This is a genomic window from Loktanella gaetbuli, from assembly GCF_020531945.1.
GTDB classification, from domain to species: Bacteria; Pseudomonadota; Alphaproteobacteria; order Rhodobacterales; family Rhodobacteraceae; genus Loktanella; species Loktanella gaetbuli.
The window spans coordinates 375,768-389,446 of the sequence record NZ_JAJATZ010000002.1 but is presented as its reverse complement, the minus strand read 5'-3'; the positions used below and the strand labels follow the sequence as shown (position 1 = coordinate 389,446).

Annotated in this window: 17 protein-coding genes; 8 read left to right on the top strand and 9 right to left on the bottom strand. The window is 61.1% G+C overall.

The window, feature by feature from the left end:
• The first annotated feature begins 123 nt into the window (after window positions 1-123).
• From LGQ03_RS05570 to LGQ03_RS05560, 3 genes are read left to right on the top strand one after another with little or no spacing between them, the layout of a single operon-like run.
• Entirely contained in the window at window positions 124-1,506 is a 1,383-nt protein-coding gene (locus LGQ03_RS05570; protein WP_226747598.1) for a DUF1800 domain-containing protein, read from the top strand.
• Between the two features lie 2 nt (window positions 1,507-1,508).
• On the top strand, window positions 1,509-2,711 hold the full coding sequence (locus tag LGQ03_RS05565; RefSeq protein ID WP_226747597.1) for a DUF1501 domain-containing protein: 1,203 nt from the start codon (window positions 1,509-1,511) through the stop codon (window positions 2,709-2,711).
• Window positions 2,689-3,444: a GNAT family N-acetyltransferase gene (locus tag LGQ03_RS05560; RefSeq protein WP_226747596.1), complete on the top strand. Its 756-nt coding sequence runs from the start codon at window positions 2,689-2,691 to the stop codon at window positions 3,442-3,444. The genes LGQ03_RS05565 and LGQ03_RS05560 overlap by 23 nt, the downstream gene beginning before the upstream one ends.
• On the opposite strand, the gene LGQ03_RS05555 is transcribed toward LGQ03_RS05560, so the two are convergent.
• Window positions 3,441-4,157 (bottom strand): response regulator, encoded by a 717-nt coding sequence (locus tag LGQ03_RS05555; RefSeq protein ID WP_226747595.1) that lies wholly within the window; start codon window positions 4,155-4,157, stop codon window positions 3,441-3,443. The two genes, LGQ03_RS05560 and LGQ03_RS05555, sit on opposite strands and share 4 nt — an antisense overlap.
• 147 nt (window positions 4,158-4,304) lie before the next feature.
• On the opposite strand from LGQ03_RS05555, the gene mce reads away from it, so the two are divergent.
• Complete coding sequence (gene mce, locus LGQ03_RS05550; protein WP_226747594.1) at window positions 4,305-4,709, top strand: methylmalonyl-CoA epimerase; 405 nt, start codon at window positions 4,305-4,307, stop codon at window positions 4,707-4,709.
• A 3-nt stretch (window positions 4,710-4,712) separates the two neighbouring features.
• Window positions 4,713-5,000, top strand: coding sequence for a DUF1467 family protein (locus tag LGQ03_RS05545; protein ID WP_090160321.1), 288 nt, complete (start codon window positions 4,713-4,715; stop codon window positions 4,998-5,000).
• On the opposite strand, the gene LGQ03_RS05540 is transcribed toward LGQ03_RS05545, so the two are convergent.
• The 3 genes from LGQ03_RS05540 to LGQ03_RS05530 all read right to left on the bottom strand — a co-directional run bounded on the left by LGQ03_RS05540 (window position 4,963) and on the right by LGQ03_RS05530 (window position 6,611).
• Window positions 4,963-5,676 (bottom strand): EI24 domain-containing protein, encoded by a 714-nt coding sequence (locus LGQ03_RS05540; RefSeq protein ID WP_226747593.1) that lies wholly within the window; start codon window positions 5,674-5,676, stop codon window positions 4,963-4,965. The two genes, LGQ03_RS05545 and LGQ03_RS05540, sit on opposite strands and share 38 nt — an antisense overlap.
• The gene (locus tag LGQ03_RS05535; protein ID WP_226747592.1) at window positions 5,673-6,251 is read right to left on the bottom strand and encodes a nitroreductase family protein; all 579 of its coding nucleotides are present in this window, start codon (window positions 6,249-6,251) and stop codon (window positions 5,673-5,675) included. Before LGQ03_RS05535 ends, LGQ03_RS05540 begins: the two co-directional genes overlap by 4 nt.
• 114 nt (window positions 6,252-6,365) lie before the next feature.
• The gene (locus LGQ03_RS05530) at window positions 6,366-6,611 is read right to left on the bottom strand and encodes a hypothetical protein (RefSeq protein ID WP_056036034.1); all 246 of its coding nucleotides are present in this window, start codon (window positions 6,609-6,611) and stop codon (window positions 6,366-6,368) included.
• A 132-nt stretch (window positions 6,612-6,743) separates the two neighbouring features.
• Here LGQ03_RS05530 and LGQ03_RS05525 point away from each other — a divergent pair, with 132 nt between their 5' ends.
• Entirely contained in the window at window positions 6,744-7,487 is a 744-nt protein-coding gene (locus LGQ03_RS05525) for a M48 family metallopeptidase (protein ID WP_319004457.1), read from the top strand.
• Here the strand turns inward: LGQ03_RS05525 and trhA are convergent.
• A complete protein-coding gene (gene trhA / locus LGQ03_RS05520) occupies window positions 7,484-8,131 on the bottom strand; it encodes a PAQR family membrane homeostasis protein TrhA (protein ID WP_226747591.1) in 648 nt (215 codons plus the stop codon). The genes LGQ03_RS05525 and trhA overlap by 4 nt on opposite strands.
• A 107-nt stretch (window positions 8,132-8,238) precedes the next feature.
• Between trhA and LGQ03_RS05515 the strand changes: the two genes are divergently transcribed.
• Window positions 8,239-8,595: a YigZ family protein gene (locus tag LGQ03_RS05515; RefSeq protein WP_226747590.1), complete on the top strand. Its 357-nt coding sequence runs from the start codon at window positions 8,239-8,241 to the stop codon at window positions 8,593-8,595.
• A 94-nt stretch (window positions 8,596-8,689) separates the two neighbouring features.
• On the opposite strand, the gene LGQ03_RS05510 is transcribed toward LGQ03_RS05515, so the two are convergent.
• Window positions 8,690-9,379 carry a DUF5677 domain-containing protein gene (locus LGQ03_RS05510; protein WP_226747589.1) on the bottom strand — a complete coding sequence of 230 codons (690 nt, stop codon included), beginning with the start codon at window positions 9,377-9,379 and terminating at the stop codon, window positions 8,690-8,692.
• Window positions 9,376-10,764 (bottom strand): 30S ribosomal protein S12 methylthiotransferase RimO, encoded by a 1,389-nt coding sequence (gene rimO / locus LGQ03_RS05505; protein WP_226747588.1) that lies wholly within the window; start codon window positions 10,762-10,764, stop codon window positions 9,376-9,378. Before rimO ends, LGQ03_RS05510 begins: the two co-directional genes overlap by 4 nt.
• A gap of 133 nt (window positions 10,765-10,897) precedes the next feature.
• Between rimO and LGQ03_RS05500 the strand changes: the two genes are divergently transcribed.
• Entirely contained in the window at window positions 10,898-11,989 is a 1,092-nt protein-coding gene (locus LGQ03_RS05500; RefSeq protein ID WP_226747587.1) for an endonuclease/exonuclease/phosphatase family protein, read from the top strand.
• Here LGQ03_RS05500 and LGQ03_RS05495 read toward each other — a convergent pair.
• Together LGQ03_RS05495 and LGQ03_RS05490 are read right to left on the bottom strand one after the other, a co-directional pair.
• Window positions 11,986-12,762, bottom strand: coding sequence for an SDR family NAD(P)-dependent oxidoreductase (locus tag LGQ03_RS05495; protein WP_090160314.1), 777 nt, complete (start codon window positions 12,760-12,762; stop codon window positions 11,986-11,988). The two genes, LGQ03_RS05500 and LGQ03_RS05495, sit on opposite strands and share 4 nt — an antisense overlap.
• 156 nt (window positions 12,763-12,918) lie before the next feature.
• Window positions 12,919-13,533, bottom strand: coding sequence for a GcrA family cell cycle regulator (locus LGQ03_RS05490; protein WP_226747586.1), 615 nt, complete (start codon window positions 13,531-13,533; stop codon window positions 12,919-12,921).
• Window positions 13,534-13,679: the final 146 nt, after the last annotated feature.

The following is a 13,679-nucleotide window of genomic DNA, read 5'->3' as shown; positions in this document are numbered from 1 at the left end:
ACAAGCGCATGTGCGAATATTTCGACATCCGTCAAAATCGGTCTTTTGTCATGCCGAAACCCGCGAGTTTGAGGTGCACGGCAGTGCAAAAAATGATAATCCGATCCCAAAGGATTTGCCGCAATGACCATTCCATTTGATCCGACACTCGCTGCCTTTCGCTTTGGCGTGGGGTTGGGGCCGTCCGCGCCCGGTCCTGCATCGGTGCAGGCCATGATCGCGTCGTTGTCCGGGCCGGATCTTGCGGCCGAACGCTATCCGATCGCAGGCATGGAAGAGACCGACCCCTCGATGGCAGAGTTTCGTTTTGCGGCCGCCGCGCGGCGTGCGGCACGAGGGACGCCCGAAGTAGAAGAGTTGCGAAAGAAGGAAGGTGAATTTCGGCAGGCCATGAACGTGACCCGCCGCAATGATCACCTGCGGACAATTGCGCGCGCCGTGACCACCGATGACGGGCTGCGCGAACGCCTGACATTGTTCTGGGCGGACCATTTTGCCGTCCGGGCAAAGACCTTTGCCTTTCGGTCGATGATCGCACCATATGTCACCGATGCAATCAGACCGCATGTTGTCGGCCGGTTTTCGGATATGGTGGTGGCGGCCACGCTGCATCCGGCGATGCTGCACTATCTGGATCAATGGGTGTCCGTCGGGCCAAACAGCACTGTCGGACAAAAACGCGGGTTCGGTTTGAACGAAAACCTCGCACGCGAATTGTTGGAACTGCACCTGTTCGGGGCCGATGGGCCGTTCACCCAGCGCGACGTCACCGAGTTGGCCGAGCTTTTGACCGGTGTCACCTATGATTTCCGTCAGGGTTTTGCCTATCGCACCGATCGTGCCGAACCCGGGGCCGAAGTGGTGATGGGCCGCCGCTACAGTGCCGAGGCGGATTTGCAGACTGTGAAATCGGCGCTGGTCGACCTGGCAACACGGCCAGAGGTGGCGGACCATATCGCATCCAAGCTGGTGGTCCATTTCGTGTCGGACCTGCCCGATCCGACCCTTGTCGCATCCCTCGCAGGCGTTTTCCGGGAAACGGGCGGGGATCTTTTGGCGGTGACGCAGGCGATGCTGTCACATCCGGCGGCCTGGATCGCGCACCGGTCCAAGGTGCGCCGCCCCGATCTGTTCGTGATGGCCAGCCTGCGCGCATTGGGGGTCGACGGCGACGATATCCTGAACATGCGACCGGCGGATTACCGGGACTGGATGGTGCGACCCTTGCAGGTCATGGGCCAGCCCTATCAGGCACCGTCCGGTCCGGACGGTTGGCCAGAGGACGCGGAAAGCTGGATCACCCCGCAAGGTCTGGCCGGGCGGATCAACTGGGCCATGGGGGCCCCGCGTGTCATGGTCGACCCGCTTCCTGATCCACGTGATTTCGTGCAAACCGCGTTGGGTCCGGATGCCCCGGCCGAGGTCACCTTTGCGGCCAGCAGCGCCGAAACCCGGTCCGAAGGCATCGGCCTCGTGCTGACGTCACCCGCATTTCAGAGGATTTGAAGATGGATCGCCGTGCATTCCTGACGCGCAGTCTTGCCCTTGGCTGTTCTCTTGCGGCCAGTCCATTGGTGACGCCCGTGGCCCTCGCACAGGGGCCGTGGGATGCGCGTCTGGTGGTGATCGTGCTGCGTGGCGGACTTGATGGCCTCGATGTCATACGACCCATCGGTGACCCTGACCTTGCGCGCCTGCGCCCGCGCCTGATGGAAACCGCCGGTCTGGGGCTGAACGACGGCTGGGCCCTGCACCCCGGTCTGTCCGGCTTGCGTCCTTTATGGGACGCGGGGCAATTCGGGGCGCTGCACGCCACGTCGTCACCGTACCGCGGGCCGCGCAGTCATTTTGACGCTCAGGACGTACTGGAGGCCGGGACATTTCCCGCCGGTGAATCGCGCAGCGGCTGGCTGAACCGGATGTTGGGCATTGTGCCGGGCATGACCGCAGAAACTGCCTATTCGGTCGGATATGAACAGATGAAGATCCTGTCCGGGACCAACCCCTATCTGCAATGGTCCCCCCGGTCGGAACTGGACCTGTCTCCGCAATCGCGACGCCTGCTGGACCTGATCCTTCATGACGATCCGATCTTTCGCGATGCGGCTCTGCGGGCCGTCGACATTGCCGACACCCTGTTCACCGAGGCTACCTCTGACGCAGAGGATGCGGGCGCAGACGGCGAGATGGGCATGATGATGGCGCCAGCACCCACGCGGGGACATGCAGGCGTCGCGGCTTTTGCGGCGCAGCGCCTGCGCGCCGAGACGCGGATCGCCAGTTTCTCGTTGCACGGCTGGGATACGCACAGCCGTCAGGACATCCAGTTGAACGGCGCGTTGGAAAATCTGGCCGAAACGATCCTGACGCTGCGGGATGGGTTGGGCCCGGTCTGGGATCGAACTGCGGTGCTGTGCATGACGGAATTCGGGCGGACGGCGCACGAAAACGGAACACTGGGTACCGACCATGGCACGGGTGGGGCGATGCTGTTTGCGGGTGGGGCGCTGCGTGGCGGGCAGGTCTTGGGACGCTGGCCCGGACTGGCCGAGGCCGATTTGTTCGACCGGCGCGACCTGATGCCGACTTCGGATGTGCGGGCCGCGGCCGGTCGTGTCATGCAGGATCTGTTCGGCCTGTCGCGCGGCGATATCGAAGACACGATTTTTCCGGGGCTGGACATGACTGATGCGCCACGGCTGGCGGTCTGATCCGGTGGTCGAGCGTCACGTCGGGCCGATCGTCGCGCGTTGGACGCCCCCTGAAGATTCGCCCGCTGATCTGACCCTGACAGGGCACCATGCGCATCTGCGCCCGCTGGATCCCGCGCGCGATACCGACCCGTTGTTCGACCGCATCGGACCGCATCCCTGGCTGTTCGATTATCTGTTTGATGCACCGCCTGCGACGGCCCACGATTTTGGTGCGATCATGGCGGCTGTTTTTGCCGCCGATTGTCTGGCGTTGGCGATCTGTCGGGCTGGTGCCGCCGATCCGCTGGGTTATGCCTGCCTGATGAACGTCGATACAGCCGCAGGCGGGATCGAAATCGGCAACGTCAATCTGTCGCCGGATTTGCAGCGCACACCCGTCGCCACCGAAGCGTTCTTTCTTTTGTGCGACTGGGCCTTTGATGCTGGCTATCGACGCATGGTCTGGAAATGCAACGCGTTGAACATGCCCTCGCGCCGGGCTGCGCAGCGGCTGGGGTTCAGCTACGAAGGGACATTTCGTCAACACCTGATCGTCAAGGGACGTAATCGGGACACCGCCTGGTTTGCGATGACGGATGGTGACTGGCCGGGTCTGCGGTCTGCCTATCTGGATTGGTTGGCACCGACAAATTTCGATGCGCACGGCCAGCAACTCAGCAATCTGGGGGTGTTGACGGCACCCTATCGCGTCGCGTCTGATCCCGCGTTGGAAACAACAGACCGCGCCTAAAACCCTGACGCTGTTTTCAGACGGGCTGTCACCATGTCCGTGAGGCTGTTCAGCGGCCCGTCTGTAGCACCCCCCCGTCGCCGGTCACGGATCAGCCGGTTGGCCATGCACGCGAGGTCCGTATCGCCGGCGCTATCCGCAATCCCGATGATAAACCCCGCAACGTAGTCGAGCGTGTCACCGCCCTGATCCTGTTTCAGTACCCTGGCCGCGTATTCAAGGTCTTCGCGATAGGCGATCCGGTCGGGTGCGACCTGTTCCCCGGACAGCATCCGCGGTCCTTGTGGTTGGCGGTTGGCGGGCAGATGCGACAGGATTGCGTGTTGAAAATCCGACAGGCTGGCGATCGGTTTGGGGAGGAAACCATCACCCCCTGCGGCGATGACGTCATCGGCCATGTCCGGATCACCGGACGTGCCCAGGATCACATCGATCCGCGGCGTCGCCTGCGCCAGTTGCCGGATCAGTGTCAGACCAGACCCGTCAGGCAGACCGACATCGACGATAATCGCCGTCGGTCGGTAGATGGACAGGTGTTTCATCGCGCTGGTCAGACTGTCTGCCCGGCGCACCCGCGCGCCCGACCGCATGCACAGCATGCGCACCGCCTCGCAGGCAAAGCGACTGTCCTCGACGACCAGCAGGGTCATGCCCAACAGAGGCCGCAATGCAGTCGGCGGTCGCCGCACCAAGAATTCTTCGACGTTGTCCATGTCCCCACTCCTATGATCTGAACGTCTGGGGTCCAGACAACCATCCGAAGATGAAGGAGAGCTTAATGTCGCAGCGGAAAATCCCCCCTCCTCTTGGCAAGGGGCTGCGCGGCCTGCATAACACTGGCAAAATGCTAGGGGAATGTGATGATCGGACGTCTGAACCACGTGGCCATCGCCGTGCCGGACCTTGACGCTGCCGCAGAACAATATCGCGGCGCGCTGGGGGCTGTGGTCGGTCCTGCAATCGATCAACCTGATCACGGTGTGACGGTGATCTTTGTCGAACTGCCGAATACGAAAATCGAATTCCTCTATCCGCTGGGCGCAGAGTCCCCGATCCAGAACTTTCTGGACAAGAACCCCGCAGGCGGCATCCACCACATCTGCTACGAGGTCGACGATATCATCGCCGCCCGTGACAAGCTGGTGGCGACGGGCGCACGCGTCCTTGGCAACGGTGAACCCAAGATCGGTGCCCACAACAAACCCGTGTTGTTCCTGCATCCCAAGGATTTCCAGGGCTGTCTCATCGAACTTGAAGAGGTCTGAACCATGAGCATCATTTCCGCCATCGTGCTGTTCGCCGTGATCTGGTGGATGACGCTGTTCATCGTGCTGCCCCTGCGCAACGTGACGCAGGGCGACACCAACGAGATCGAGCCGGGCACCCATGCCTCGGCCCCGGCAGATTTCAGTTTCAAGAAAAAGGCAAAGACGACGACCTTTTGGGCGATCGGGATTTACATTGTCGTGGCCGGGATCATCCTGTCTGGTGCAATCGAAGTACGCGATTTCGACTGGTTCAACCGGATGGGTCCGCCAAGCCTGCGGTCCGAGTGATCCGGTGATACAGATGTGTGAACGTGGCCGCTCCGATGATCGGGACGAACAGGTTCACCAGCGGAATGGACAGCGGCAGCGCCATCAGGATGCCCGCCGTCCAGATCGTACCCATATGCTGTTTGCGTAGGGCCTGCGCGCCGGTGCGGCCCAGCCTGCGCATGGCCGCAACCTGAAAATATTCGCGGCCCAGCAGGTAGCCGTTCATCCCGTAGAATATGAAAGGCGCGGCAAACGGCAGCAGAACATACCCGATCAGCGCCACAAGGTTCGCACCCACCAGCACCCCCAGAAACCCGATGCTGTCGCGCAGCCCGTCGATGATCGACGTCGGGGCAACATGGGGCAGGTGTGGATAGTGGGCATCCTCGACCGCCTCTGCGACGGTATCCAGAAACAGCGATGTGATTGCGGATGCGATAGGGATCATCAGGAAAACCGATGCGATCAGGATTCCGAACAGCGATCCCCAACCCAGCAGGTTGTCGATCCAGGTCACTTCGCCGATCCAAGGCAGGGACACCGGGTCGGACACAAACCAGCCGATTACACCCAGGATCAGCAGATAGGCACCGACCAGCAGCGCCAGCGTCAGACCGACACCCAGCCACAGTACGCGCTGGAACCGGGGGTCGGGCAACTGTGACAGCGCCTTGAAAAACGCCGTCAGGATCATGCAGCGACCCAGGTCGTGATCTGATCCAGATCGGGGCGCGGGCGGTCCGGCGGTGCCGAGGTTTCGGTACCCAGATGGATGATGCCGGCGACACGTTCATCATGGTTCAGCCCAAGGTGGGACTGCACGAATTCAGCGTCATGGCTGGCCCAGCCCGACAGCCAGTTGGCCCCCCAGCCAGCCGCAAGCCCGGCGTTCACCAGTGCCAGGCAGACACCGCCCACGGCGTATGTTTGTTCGATGGTCGGCACCTTGTCCGAGTGTTTGGGGCTTTCGACGACAACCACGGCCAGGTTCGCATGCGCGAACTGGTCGCGCTGTTTCATCATCTTGTCCTCTGCGATGCCGGCCTGTGCGGCGGCGGCGGGAACGGCATCGGCCAGCCGTTGCAGGGCGGCGCGTTCCAGCACGATGAACCGCCAGGGTTCCAGCTTGCCATGATCGGGGCTGCGGGCCGCCGCGGTCAGGATTTCGGTCAACTGCTCGCGTGTCGGGACCGGTGTCGTCAATGTCTTGCTGGGGCGCGAGCGCCGCGTCAGCAGAAAATCGAGTGCGTCTTGGTTGCGGTCGGGCATCGGGTATCCTCGTAACTGTCACGACACAGATAAGCGTGCAGTAACAAGGCGGCAACCGTGCGAAAGTGGCACATATTTGGTGTTGGCACATCGGCGGACGACCGTCTGGCCTGCTTAGGATTTGTCCGGGGCGGGTTTCAGAGCATAGGCCCCCTCTGGCAGATCAAGTGCTGCAAACAGGTCGCGCACCTGCCCCAAGGACAGGGTGATCGTGCGGTTTTCCCCCAGACGTGGGTCAAACTGGCTGACCGTGACGCAATCGTCAAAGGTGTTGACGATCACATCCTCCTGGAACGGGGGACCTGCATCATCCACCAGGGTGACCGTCGTCGCGTCAAAGTCGTGTTCGATTGTAAACATGGCCTCAGCCTAGCGCGGTCCAGCGCGTGCGCCAAGGGCGGTTTGACGCAAGTGTCATTAACCGGGGGGTGCCGATGTCCGGGGCGCGTGATACCTGATACAGGCTGGTCTACAAAAAGGGATGGGACGACAATGATGCGATGGATCTGCGCTGTGGTTGCCCTTTTGGTGCTGACTGCCTGTGCGGCCAACCCGCGTCCGACGGCCCCGGTGGCCGTGCCTTCACCCGTCGTCATGTCGCCAGAGGCCGCTGCCGGATCGCGACTGGTGGACCGGATGGACGCAGAGGCTGCGGTGCAGATGCTGGTTCAGGTCGTTGACCGCGTTGAACCTGTCGCCGAGGCGGAATGCCGTGCCGCAGGGATCGAGCCGAACTGCGATTTCGAATTCGCCATTGACGCCAATCCGCGATCACCGCCCAATGCCTTTCAGACGCTGGTGAACGGCGATCAGCCGCTGATTGCCTTTACCGGCACATTGGTGGCCGAGGCACGCAATGCGGACGAGCTGGCGTTCATCCTCAGCCACGAGGCGGCGCATCACATCCTGGGTCACATCGCGCAGCAGCGGCAGGCCGCATCCATCGGGGCAGCCGTCATGGGGCAGCTGGTCGGCCTGTCCGATGATCCACGCACGCGGAGCGAGGCGGCGGCCTTTGGTGCGGCTGTGGGCGCACGCACCTATTCGCAGCAGTTCGAATTGCAGGCCGACGCGCTGGGCACGGTCATTGCGGCACGTGCGGGCTTTGACCCGCTGCGGGGGGCTGAATTCTTTTTTCGGATACCCGATCCCGGCAACACGTTTCTGGGAACGCATCCGGCCAATGCCGACCGGGTCCGCGTCGTGACCGAGGCCGCACGTGCGCTTGGGTTTTAGGTCAGCGCCACCGTGCTGATCGTAATCGCCGCAAAAAAACAAGCCGAGGCTGCGACAACAAAGCCGTGCCAGATCGCGGTCGCAAACCGCAGGCTCTCGCGGCTGTAAAACAGCACGCCCACGGAATAAAGAGCGCCACCCGCCAGCATCAGCGTCAGCGCCACACCCGGCACCAGCCCCATCAGGTCGCGCACCAGCAGGATGCCCAGCCAACCCATCGCCAGATAGATCAATGGGCCGAACCGACCGGGCGTCGCCCAGAAAAACAGTTTACGCACCACGCCCACCAGCCCGATTGCCCAGATCGCGGCCAGCACCGCGTAGGCAAAGGGGGAGTGCACCATCACCGCCAGCGGTGTCACCGTGCCCGCGATCATCACATAGATCGCGGCATGGTCGATGCGCCGCAGGGTCGGACGGACCCGGTGCCAGGGCGTCATGTGATAGAGGCTGGACGCCAGGAATGTCGCCACCAGTCCGAAGCCGTAAACCGACAGCGCCGCGATGATGCCACCGCTGGCATTCAACGCAGCCCAGATAACCAGCAGCGCACCACCGATCACGGCAAAGGCCGTGCCAAGTGTGTGGACAGCCCAGTCGGCGTGCCGGGCAGAGGGGTCTTGGGTCGGGTAGGTCTGGGTCATGCCTCAAACATAATCTGTTTGCCCTGTGACCATAGTATGACGCTGGGTCACAAACGTTGTTCTCGGCACCCTCTGTCGGCAGGGGGCCGCACAGGTTAGACAGAGGCATGCGGATCATCGACAAAGCTCTCAGCGACCGTGGGTCGACCTATGCTGTCTCCGGCGGGCCGGTGGATAGCGCGGACGCGGCCAAGGCCTTCGTCAAGACATTGTGCCGGAAAAAGAAATTCGCCAAGGCCACGCATAACACCTGGGCCGTGCTGCTGCCTGATGGTCCGCTGAAAAACGACGACGGCGAATCCGGCGCGGGGATGGTCATTCTGCGCATGCTGGAACGCGAAGGTCTGACCGGCCACATCATTGTCGTCACCCGCTGGTTCGGCGGCACAAAACTCGGCGGAGACCGCTTTCGCCGCGTCCAGGACGCGGTGTGGGTCTATCTGGACGATCTGTGGGCAGGGTAGGGAGATCGCTGTGTGCGAATCGCAAATAATTTCGACTTCGTAGGACGCGCACATGTCTAATGGAAATGAAAATAGATAAAAAATTTGAAATTTTTCAGATTGCTGGCTTCAGCTTATTCGCAATGACCTTCGTTGCCTTTTCCAGTATGTCAGAAGTAGTTGAATATACCAATTCTTTTGTCTCAGGGGTAGCTTCTTTGAGAACAAAAAACTTTACCTTGTGATCTTTTTCATCATACTCTAAGTGCCGTTCAATTATGCCGCCAAAGGTAGGATGTGTTAGTTTTGACAGATTAGCGTATACGCTTTTGTACTCGTCCTCCATTCCCGCAGCACTGAAATCATCAAACCTTGTTTGCTTTTTGCCGCCGAGAGAAGCGATCATGGATTTCCGCTCTTCCCAGATTGCTGTCTCATCTTCAACCCTTATTCGCTGGGAAAATTTCTCGAAGTAAGGATTATCAGTTTCAGAGGCCTTTAAAATTTTAAGAGTATCAATGGCGTGTTTGTAGTGAACTTTGTGGAGATAAGTCGGATTAGACGATAAATTATCTAGCTCAACATAATGCTCCAACATTGCTCTGAGAAGGATTTTTGCGTCGAAAAATTTTTCTTCGGCAGAAAGAAAATCAATAGTTTGCGCTAACTCGACACAGGTTGCATAGCATCCAACACACATTTGTATCATTGGATTTTCCCAATCGAGCGAGAAAGATTCCAAAAGGTCAAAAGCTTCCTCAATAGCTAAAGATAAGCGCTTCTTTGGGCGTTGTATCTCGCTCAAACAAGCGCCCCCCACAAATCATACTCCCCCGCCTCGTCCACGGTGACCTTGAGCACGTCACCGACCGACAACCCTTCGGTGCCTTCGTCGATGAACAGGTTACCGTCGATTTCCGGTGCATCGGCCCAGGTGCGGCAGGTGGCGATGCCGTCGCTGTCGATGTCGTCGACGATGACCTCCAGCACTTTTCCAACCTTGGCCTGTAGTTTCGCCTCGGATATGGCCTGCGCTTTTGCCATAAACCGATCCCAGCGGTCCTGCTTGACCCCGGGCGCGACATGGTCGGGCAGGGCGTTTGACCGCGCCCCGGCGACGTTTTCGTATTGAAAACAGCCTACGCGGTCCAGTTGTGCCGCGTCCATCCAGTCCAGCAGGTGCTGGAATTCCGCCTCGGTTTCACCCGGATACCCCACGATAAAGGTCGAGCGCAGCGTGATGTCAGGGCAGATCGCGCGCCAGGCGGCGATTTCCTCCAGCGTCTTGGATCCGGCGGCGGGACGGGCCATGCGGCGCAGCACGTCGGGGTGCGAGTGCTGGAACGGGATATCCAGATAGGGCAGCACGCCGGACGCAGGATCGGCCATCAGCGGGATCATGTCGCGCACATGCGGATAGGGATAGACGTAGTGCAGCCGCACCCACGCCCCCAGCGTCCCCAGTTCCCGCGCCAGATCGGTGATGTGGCTGCGCACCTCGCCACCCTTCCACGGGTTGAGGTCGTATTTGCGGTCCAACCCGTAGGCGCTGGTGTCCTGTGAGATGACCAACAGCTCCTTTACCCCGGCTTCCACCAGTTTTTCCGCCTCGCGCAGCACGGCATGGGCCGGGCGTGACGCCAGTTTGCCGCGCATGTCGGGAATGATGCAGAACTTGCACTTGTGATTGCAGCCCTCGGAAATCTTGAGATAGCTGTAGTGCCTTGGCGTCAGCGACACGCCGCGCGCGGGCAGCAGATCGACGAATGGATCGGGCGATGGCGGCACGGCGGCATGGACTGCATCCAGCACCTGTTCGTATTGGTGCGGCCCCGTCACGGCGAGGATGCTGGGGTGATGTTCGCGGATATAATCCGGCTCTGCCCCCAGACAGCCCGTCACGATGACCCGCCCGTTTTCGACCAATGCCTCGCCGATGGCCTCCAGGCTTTCGGCCTTGGCACTGTCGAGGAACCCGCAGGTGTTCACGATCACCGCCTCGGCCCCCGCATAATCCGAAGAAATGGCGTAGCCTTCGGCGCGCAGACGCGTCAGGATGCGTTCACTGTCGACCAGCGCCTTGGGACAACCCAGCGACACCATCCCGATCACGGGTTGGCCGGGGCGGCGGGTTTCTGTCACGCGGGCGCGTGCGAGGTCGGGGCGGAGCTCTGGCGGGTTTTGTGTCATGGCGCGGCTATACGCCTGTCGGGCCAGTGCGAAAAGGGGGCGTGATGCCGGCAATGGTTTTTCCCACTGGACGGAGCCAAACCGCCGCGAGATGCGTTGGTGCGTCAGAATGGCGCAATGAAAAGGCTGAAACATGATTTCGATACTGCTGTGGGGCCTGACCGGGTTCGTCATCGTGATGACCATTGTGCCATTGCTGCGGGTTTCGCACGGGTTCGTCCGGTCGGCCGATTTTCCGCGCCAGCAGGTGCTGCTGCTGCTGCTTGTTCTGATCCCCCTCGCCATCTGGTTGCAGCCAGAGGGGGCATTGTGGATGATTGCGGCGCTTGTGCTGTGCGGCCTGAACCAAGGGTTCTACATCGGGCGCTATCTGCCGATCTGGCACACCCAATCAACGCGACCGGCCGTTCATGAGGCGATCGAACCGGGGCACACCATCAGCCTGATCGCCGCGAACGTGAAAAAATCGAACCGTGACTACGACCGGCTGATACAGCTGGTGCGCACGCACGAGCCGGATATCGTGACAGCGCTGGAAACCGACGCAGACTGGATCGAAGGTCTGTCCCCATTGGCCGACAGATACCCTCACGTTATGTCGCAACCCTATGACAACGGGTACGGCATGGCCATTTTCAGCAAATACGCGCTCGAAGAAGCGGCATTTCGCAACCTCGTTGTGGACGAGGTGCCGTCACTGCGCGCGCGCATCACGCTGCCGTCAGGGCAGGCATTCCGCCTCTATGTCACGCATCCCGAACCGCCGGTGCCATATCAGTCGACCGAAGGGCGCGACGCAGAGCTGGGAGCCATCGGGATCGAGGTCAGCGACGATCCCCTGCCAGCCATCGTGACCGGCGATATGAACGACGTGGCCTGGTCGATCACGACCAAACGGTTTCAAAACGTGTCCGGCCTGCTTGACCCGCGCGTTGGGCGCGGGTTCTACAATACGTTTTCGGCACGCATGCCGCTAATGCGTTGGCCGCTGGACCACCTGTTTCATGACGCACGATTTCGCCTGATCGACATGAAACGGTTGCCGGATATCAACTCCGACCACTATCCGATGTATTTCAAGCTGCTGTTGACACCGCAGGAAGCCGCCGAAAGCCGCCCCGAAGACGCGACATCCGAAGAGTTGAACGAGGTCGAGGAGATGGTCGACAGGGAACGCAGGTCCGACCGCGAAGCGATCGGCAGCAATTGGGAGGACGAGGACTAGGCGCGCTTTTCCTGCATCTTGCGGACGTTCGCCATGACCGCACGCAATGGCAGCAGGGGCAGTACCCAGTTCAGCGCAAACGACAGCTTGGGTTCGTTGATGACGTGCAACTTGCCGGCAACCATTGCGTCGTAGCCGAATTTTGCGACCTCTGCGGCGCTGGCCCCGCCGCCGCTGACCAGACCGGTGCCGCCCAGATCGGCGGCATCGGCAAACCCGGTTTCGACATAGCCCGGGGCCAGAACGGTCACCGTGACGCCCTTGCGGCGCAGTTCTTCGGCCAGCGCCAGCGAATAGCTGCGCACGAATGCCTTTGTCGCGAAATAGACCGCCTGTAGCGGACCGGGGATCATGCCTGCGGTGGACCCGACGTTCAGGATGCGCCCTTTGCCGCGTGCGGCCATATCGGCCCCGATGGCATGGCTCAGGGTCATCAGCGCCTTGACGTTGAGGTCGATCATCGCGTGCTCCGCTGCCAGATCACGTTCGATATGTGCGCCATGCCCGCCAAAGCCTGCGTTGTTGATCAGCACCTCTACCTGGGCGTCACCAACCTGCGACAGCAGCGCCTGCGCGCCACCGTCCGCACCCAGATCAACCGGGATCACCTGCACACTGACCGCATGGGCCTGTTCCAGCTCGGCCTTCAGGGCCGCCAGTTTGTCTGCGCTGCGGGCCGTGATGATCAGATCGCCACCCTTGCTGGCGTGATACCGGGCAAATTCCATCCCGATACCCGAAGAGGCTCCGGTGATCAGTGCAAGGTTCGGCATGTGCTGTCCTTTCGCGTCTGTTGGCTGTCGCGGGCATGGCAGATATATGCTGCACTGCGGAAAAACCTAGGTTCCGCCGACCTCAAGTTCGCGCAAAATGAAAAAGGGCCGCGCAGGATCTCTCCGGCACGGCCCTCGGTTACTTTGCCGCTTGGCTTAGCGACGGCGGTCGCGGCGCGATGACATGGGCTGGAACGCAACGCCGACATGGGCCTCACAATACGGTTTGCCAGCTTGCGATGGCAGCCCGCAGAACCAGAAATCCTGTGTCGCAGGGTCCCCGACCGGCCATTTGCACGTCTTTTCGGTCAGATCCATCAGGCCGATCTTGCGCGCTGTTTTTTCAACTTCATTCACCTTGGCCAAAGCTTCGGGCGAAATCTCGTTTGCGCTGGGCTGCGGCGGCAGCGGCTGGCCTGCGGGAATGATCGCGCGGCGGGCGGCGGAAATCGGGATACCGTTTTCGTCCAGTTCCTCGACCTCTTCTTCCTCGGCGGTCTTTTTCGTCTTGGGGGGCGGAGCAGCCGATTTGGTCATCATCTCGGGTTTTTCCTCCGCCGCAGCTGTCTCGGCAACGGGTGCCGGTGCGGCTTCGGTTTCGGCGGGTGCGGCAGCAGCCGACCCCGCGCGGTTTGACAGGCCCAGACGGTGGACCTTGCCGATCACGGCGTTGCGGGTCACGCCGCCCAATTCCTTGGCGATCACGCTGGCCGACTGGCCTTCGCCCCACATCCGTTTCAGCGTCTCGACACGTTCGTCTGTCCAGGACATCGGCTTTCCTTGCTTCACTGCATGCGGCAGGCACGGTCGCGTGACCGGCCTGCGCTCTTTTTCAGGTTGTCCCTATTCTAAGCATGCCAGCGGCGGATACAACCACGCCGACCCGTCAAATGCGGACACTGGCCAATTCAGCCCAA

Excerpts from the sequence above, each read along its gene's own strand:
- LGQ03_RS05545 (WP_090160321.1), top strand. The coding sequence starts at position 4,713 with ATGAGCATCATTTCCGCCATCGTGCTGTTCGCCGTGATCTGGTGGATG.
- trhA (WP_226747591.1), bottom strand. The coding sequence starts at position 8,131 with ATGACCCAGACCTACCCGACCCAAGACCCCTCTGCCCGGCACGCCGAC.
- LGQ03_RS05540 (WP_226747593.1), bottom strand. The coding sequence starts at position 5,676 with ATGATCCTGACGGCGTTTTTCAAGGCGCTGTCACAGTTGCCCGACCCC.
- LGQ03_RS05570 (WP_226747598.1), top strand. The coding sequence starts at position 124 with ATGACCATTCCATTTGATCCGACACTCGCTGCCTTTCGCTTTGGCGTG.
- rimO (WP_226747588.1), bottom strand. The coding sequence starts at position 10,764 with ATGACACAAAACCCGCCAGAGCTCCGCCCCGACCTCGCACGCGCCCGC.
- LGQ03_RS05535 (WP_226747592.1), bottom strand. The coding sequence starts at position 6,251 with ATGCCCGACCGCAACCAAGACGCACTCGATTTTCTGCTGACGCGGCGC.
- LGQ03_RS05565 (WP_226747597.1), top strand. The coding sequence starts at position 1,509 with ATGGATCGCCGTGCATTCCTGACGCGCAGTCTTGCCCTTGGCTGTTCT.
- LGQ03_RS05515 (WP_226747590.1), top strand. The coding sequence starts at position 8,239 with ATGCGGATCATCGACAAAGCTCTCAGCGACCGTGGGTCGACCTATGCT.
- LGQ03_RS05500 (WP_226747587.1), top strand. The coding sequence starts at position 10,898 with ATGATTTCGATACTGCTGTGGGGCCTGACCGGGTTCGTCATCGTGATG.
- LGQ03_RS05560 (WP_226747596.1), top strand. The coding sequence starts at position 2,689 with ATGCGCCACGGCTGGCGGTCTGATCCGGTGGTCGAGCGTCACGTCGGG.
- LGQ03_RS05525 (WP_319004457.1), top strand. The coding sequence starts at position 6,744 with ATGATGCGATGGATCTGCGCTGTGGTTGCCCTTTTGGTGCTGACTGCC.
- LGQ03_RS05530 (WP_056036034.1), bottom strand. The coding sequence starts at position 6,611 with ATGTTTACAATCGAACACGACTTTGACGCGACGACGGTCACCCTGGTG.
- LGQ03_RS05490 (WP_226747586.1), bottom strand. The coding sequence starts at position 13,533 with ATGTCCTGGACAGACGAACGTGTCGAGACGCTGAAACGGATGTGGGGC.
- LGQ03_RS05495 (WP_090160314.1), bottom strand. The coding sequence starts at position 12,762 with ATGCCGAACCTTGCACTGATCACCGGAGCCTCTTCGGGTATCGGGATG.
- LGQ03_RS05555 (WP_226747595.1), bottom strand. The coding sequence starts at position 4,157 with ATGGACAACGTCGAAGAATTCTTGGTGCGGCGACCGCCGACTGCATTG.
- mce (WP_226747594.1), top strand. The coding sequence starts at position 4,305 with ATGATCGGACGTCTGAACCACGTGGCCATCGCCGTGCCGGACCTTGAC.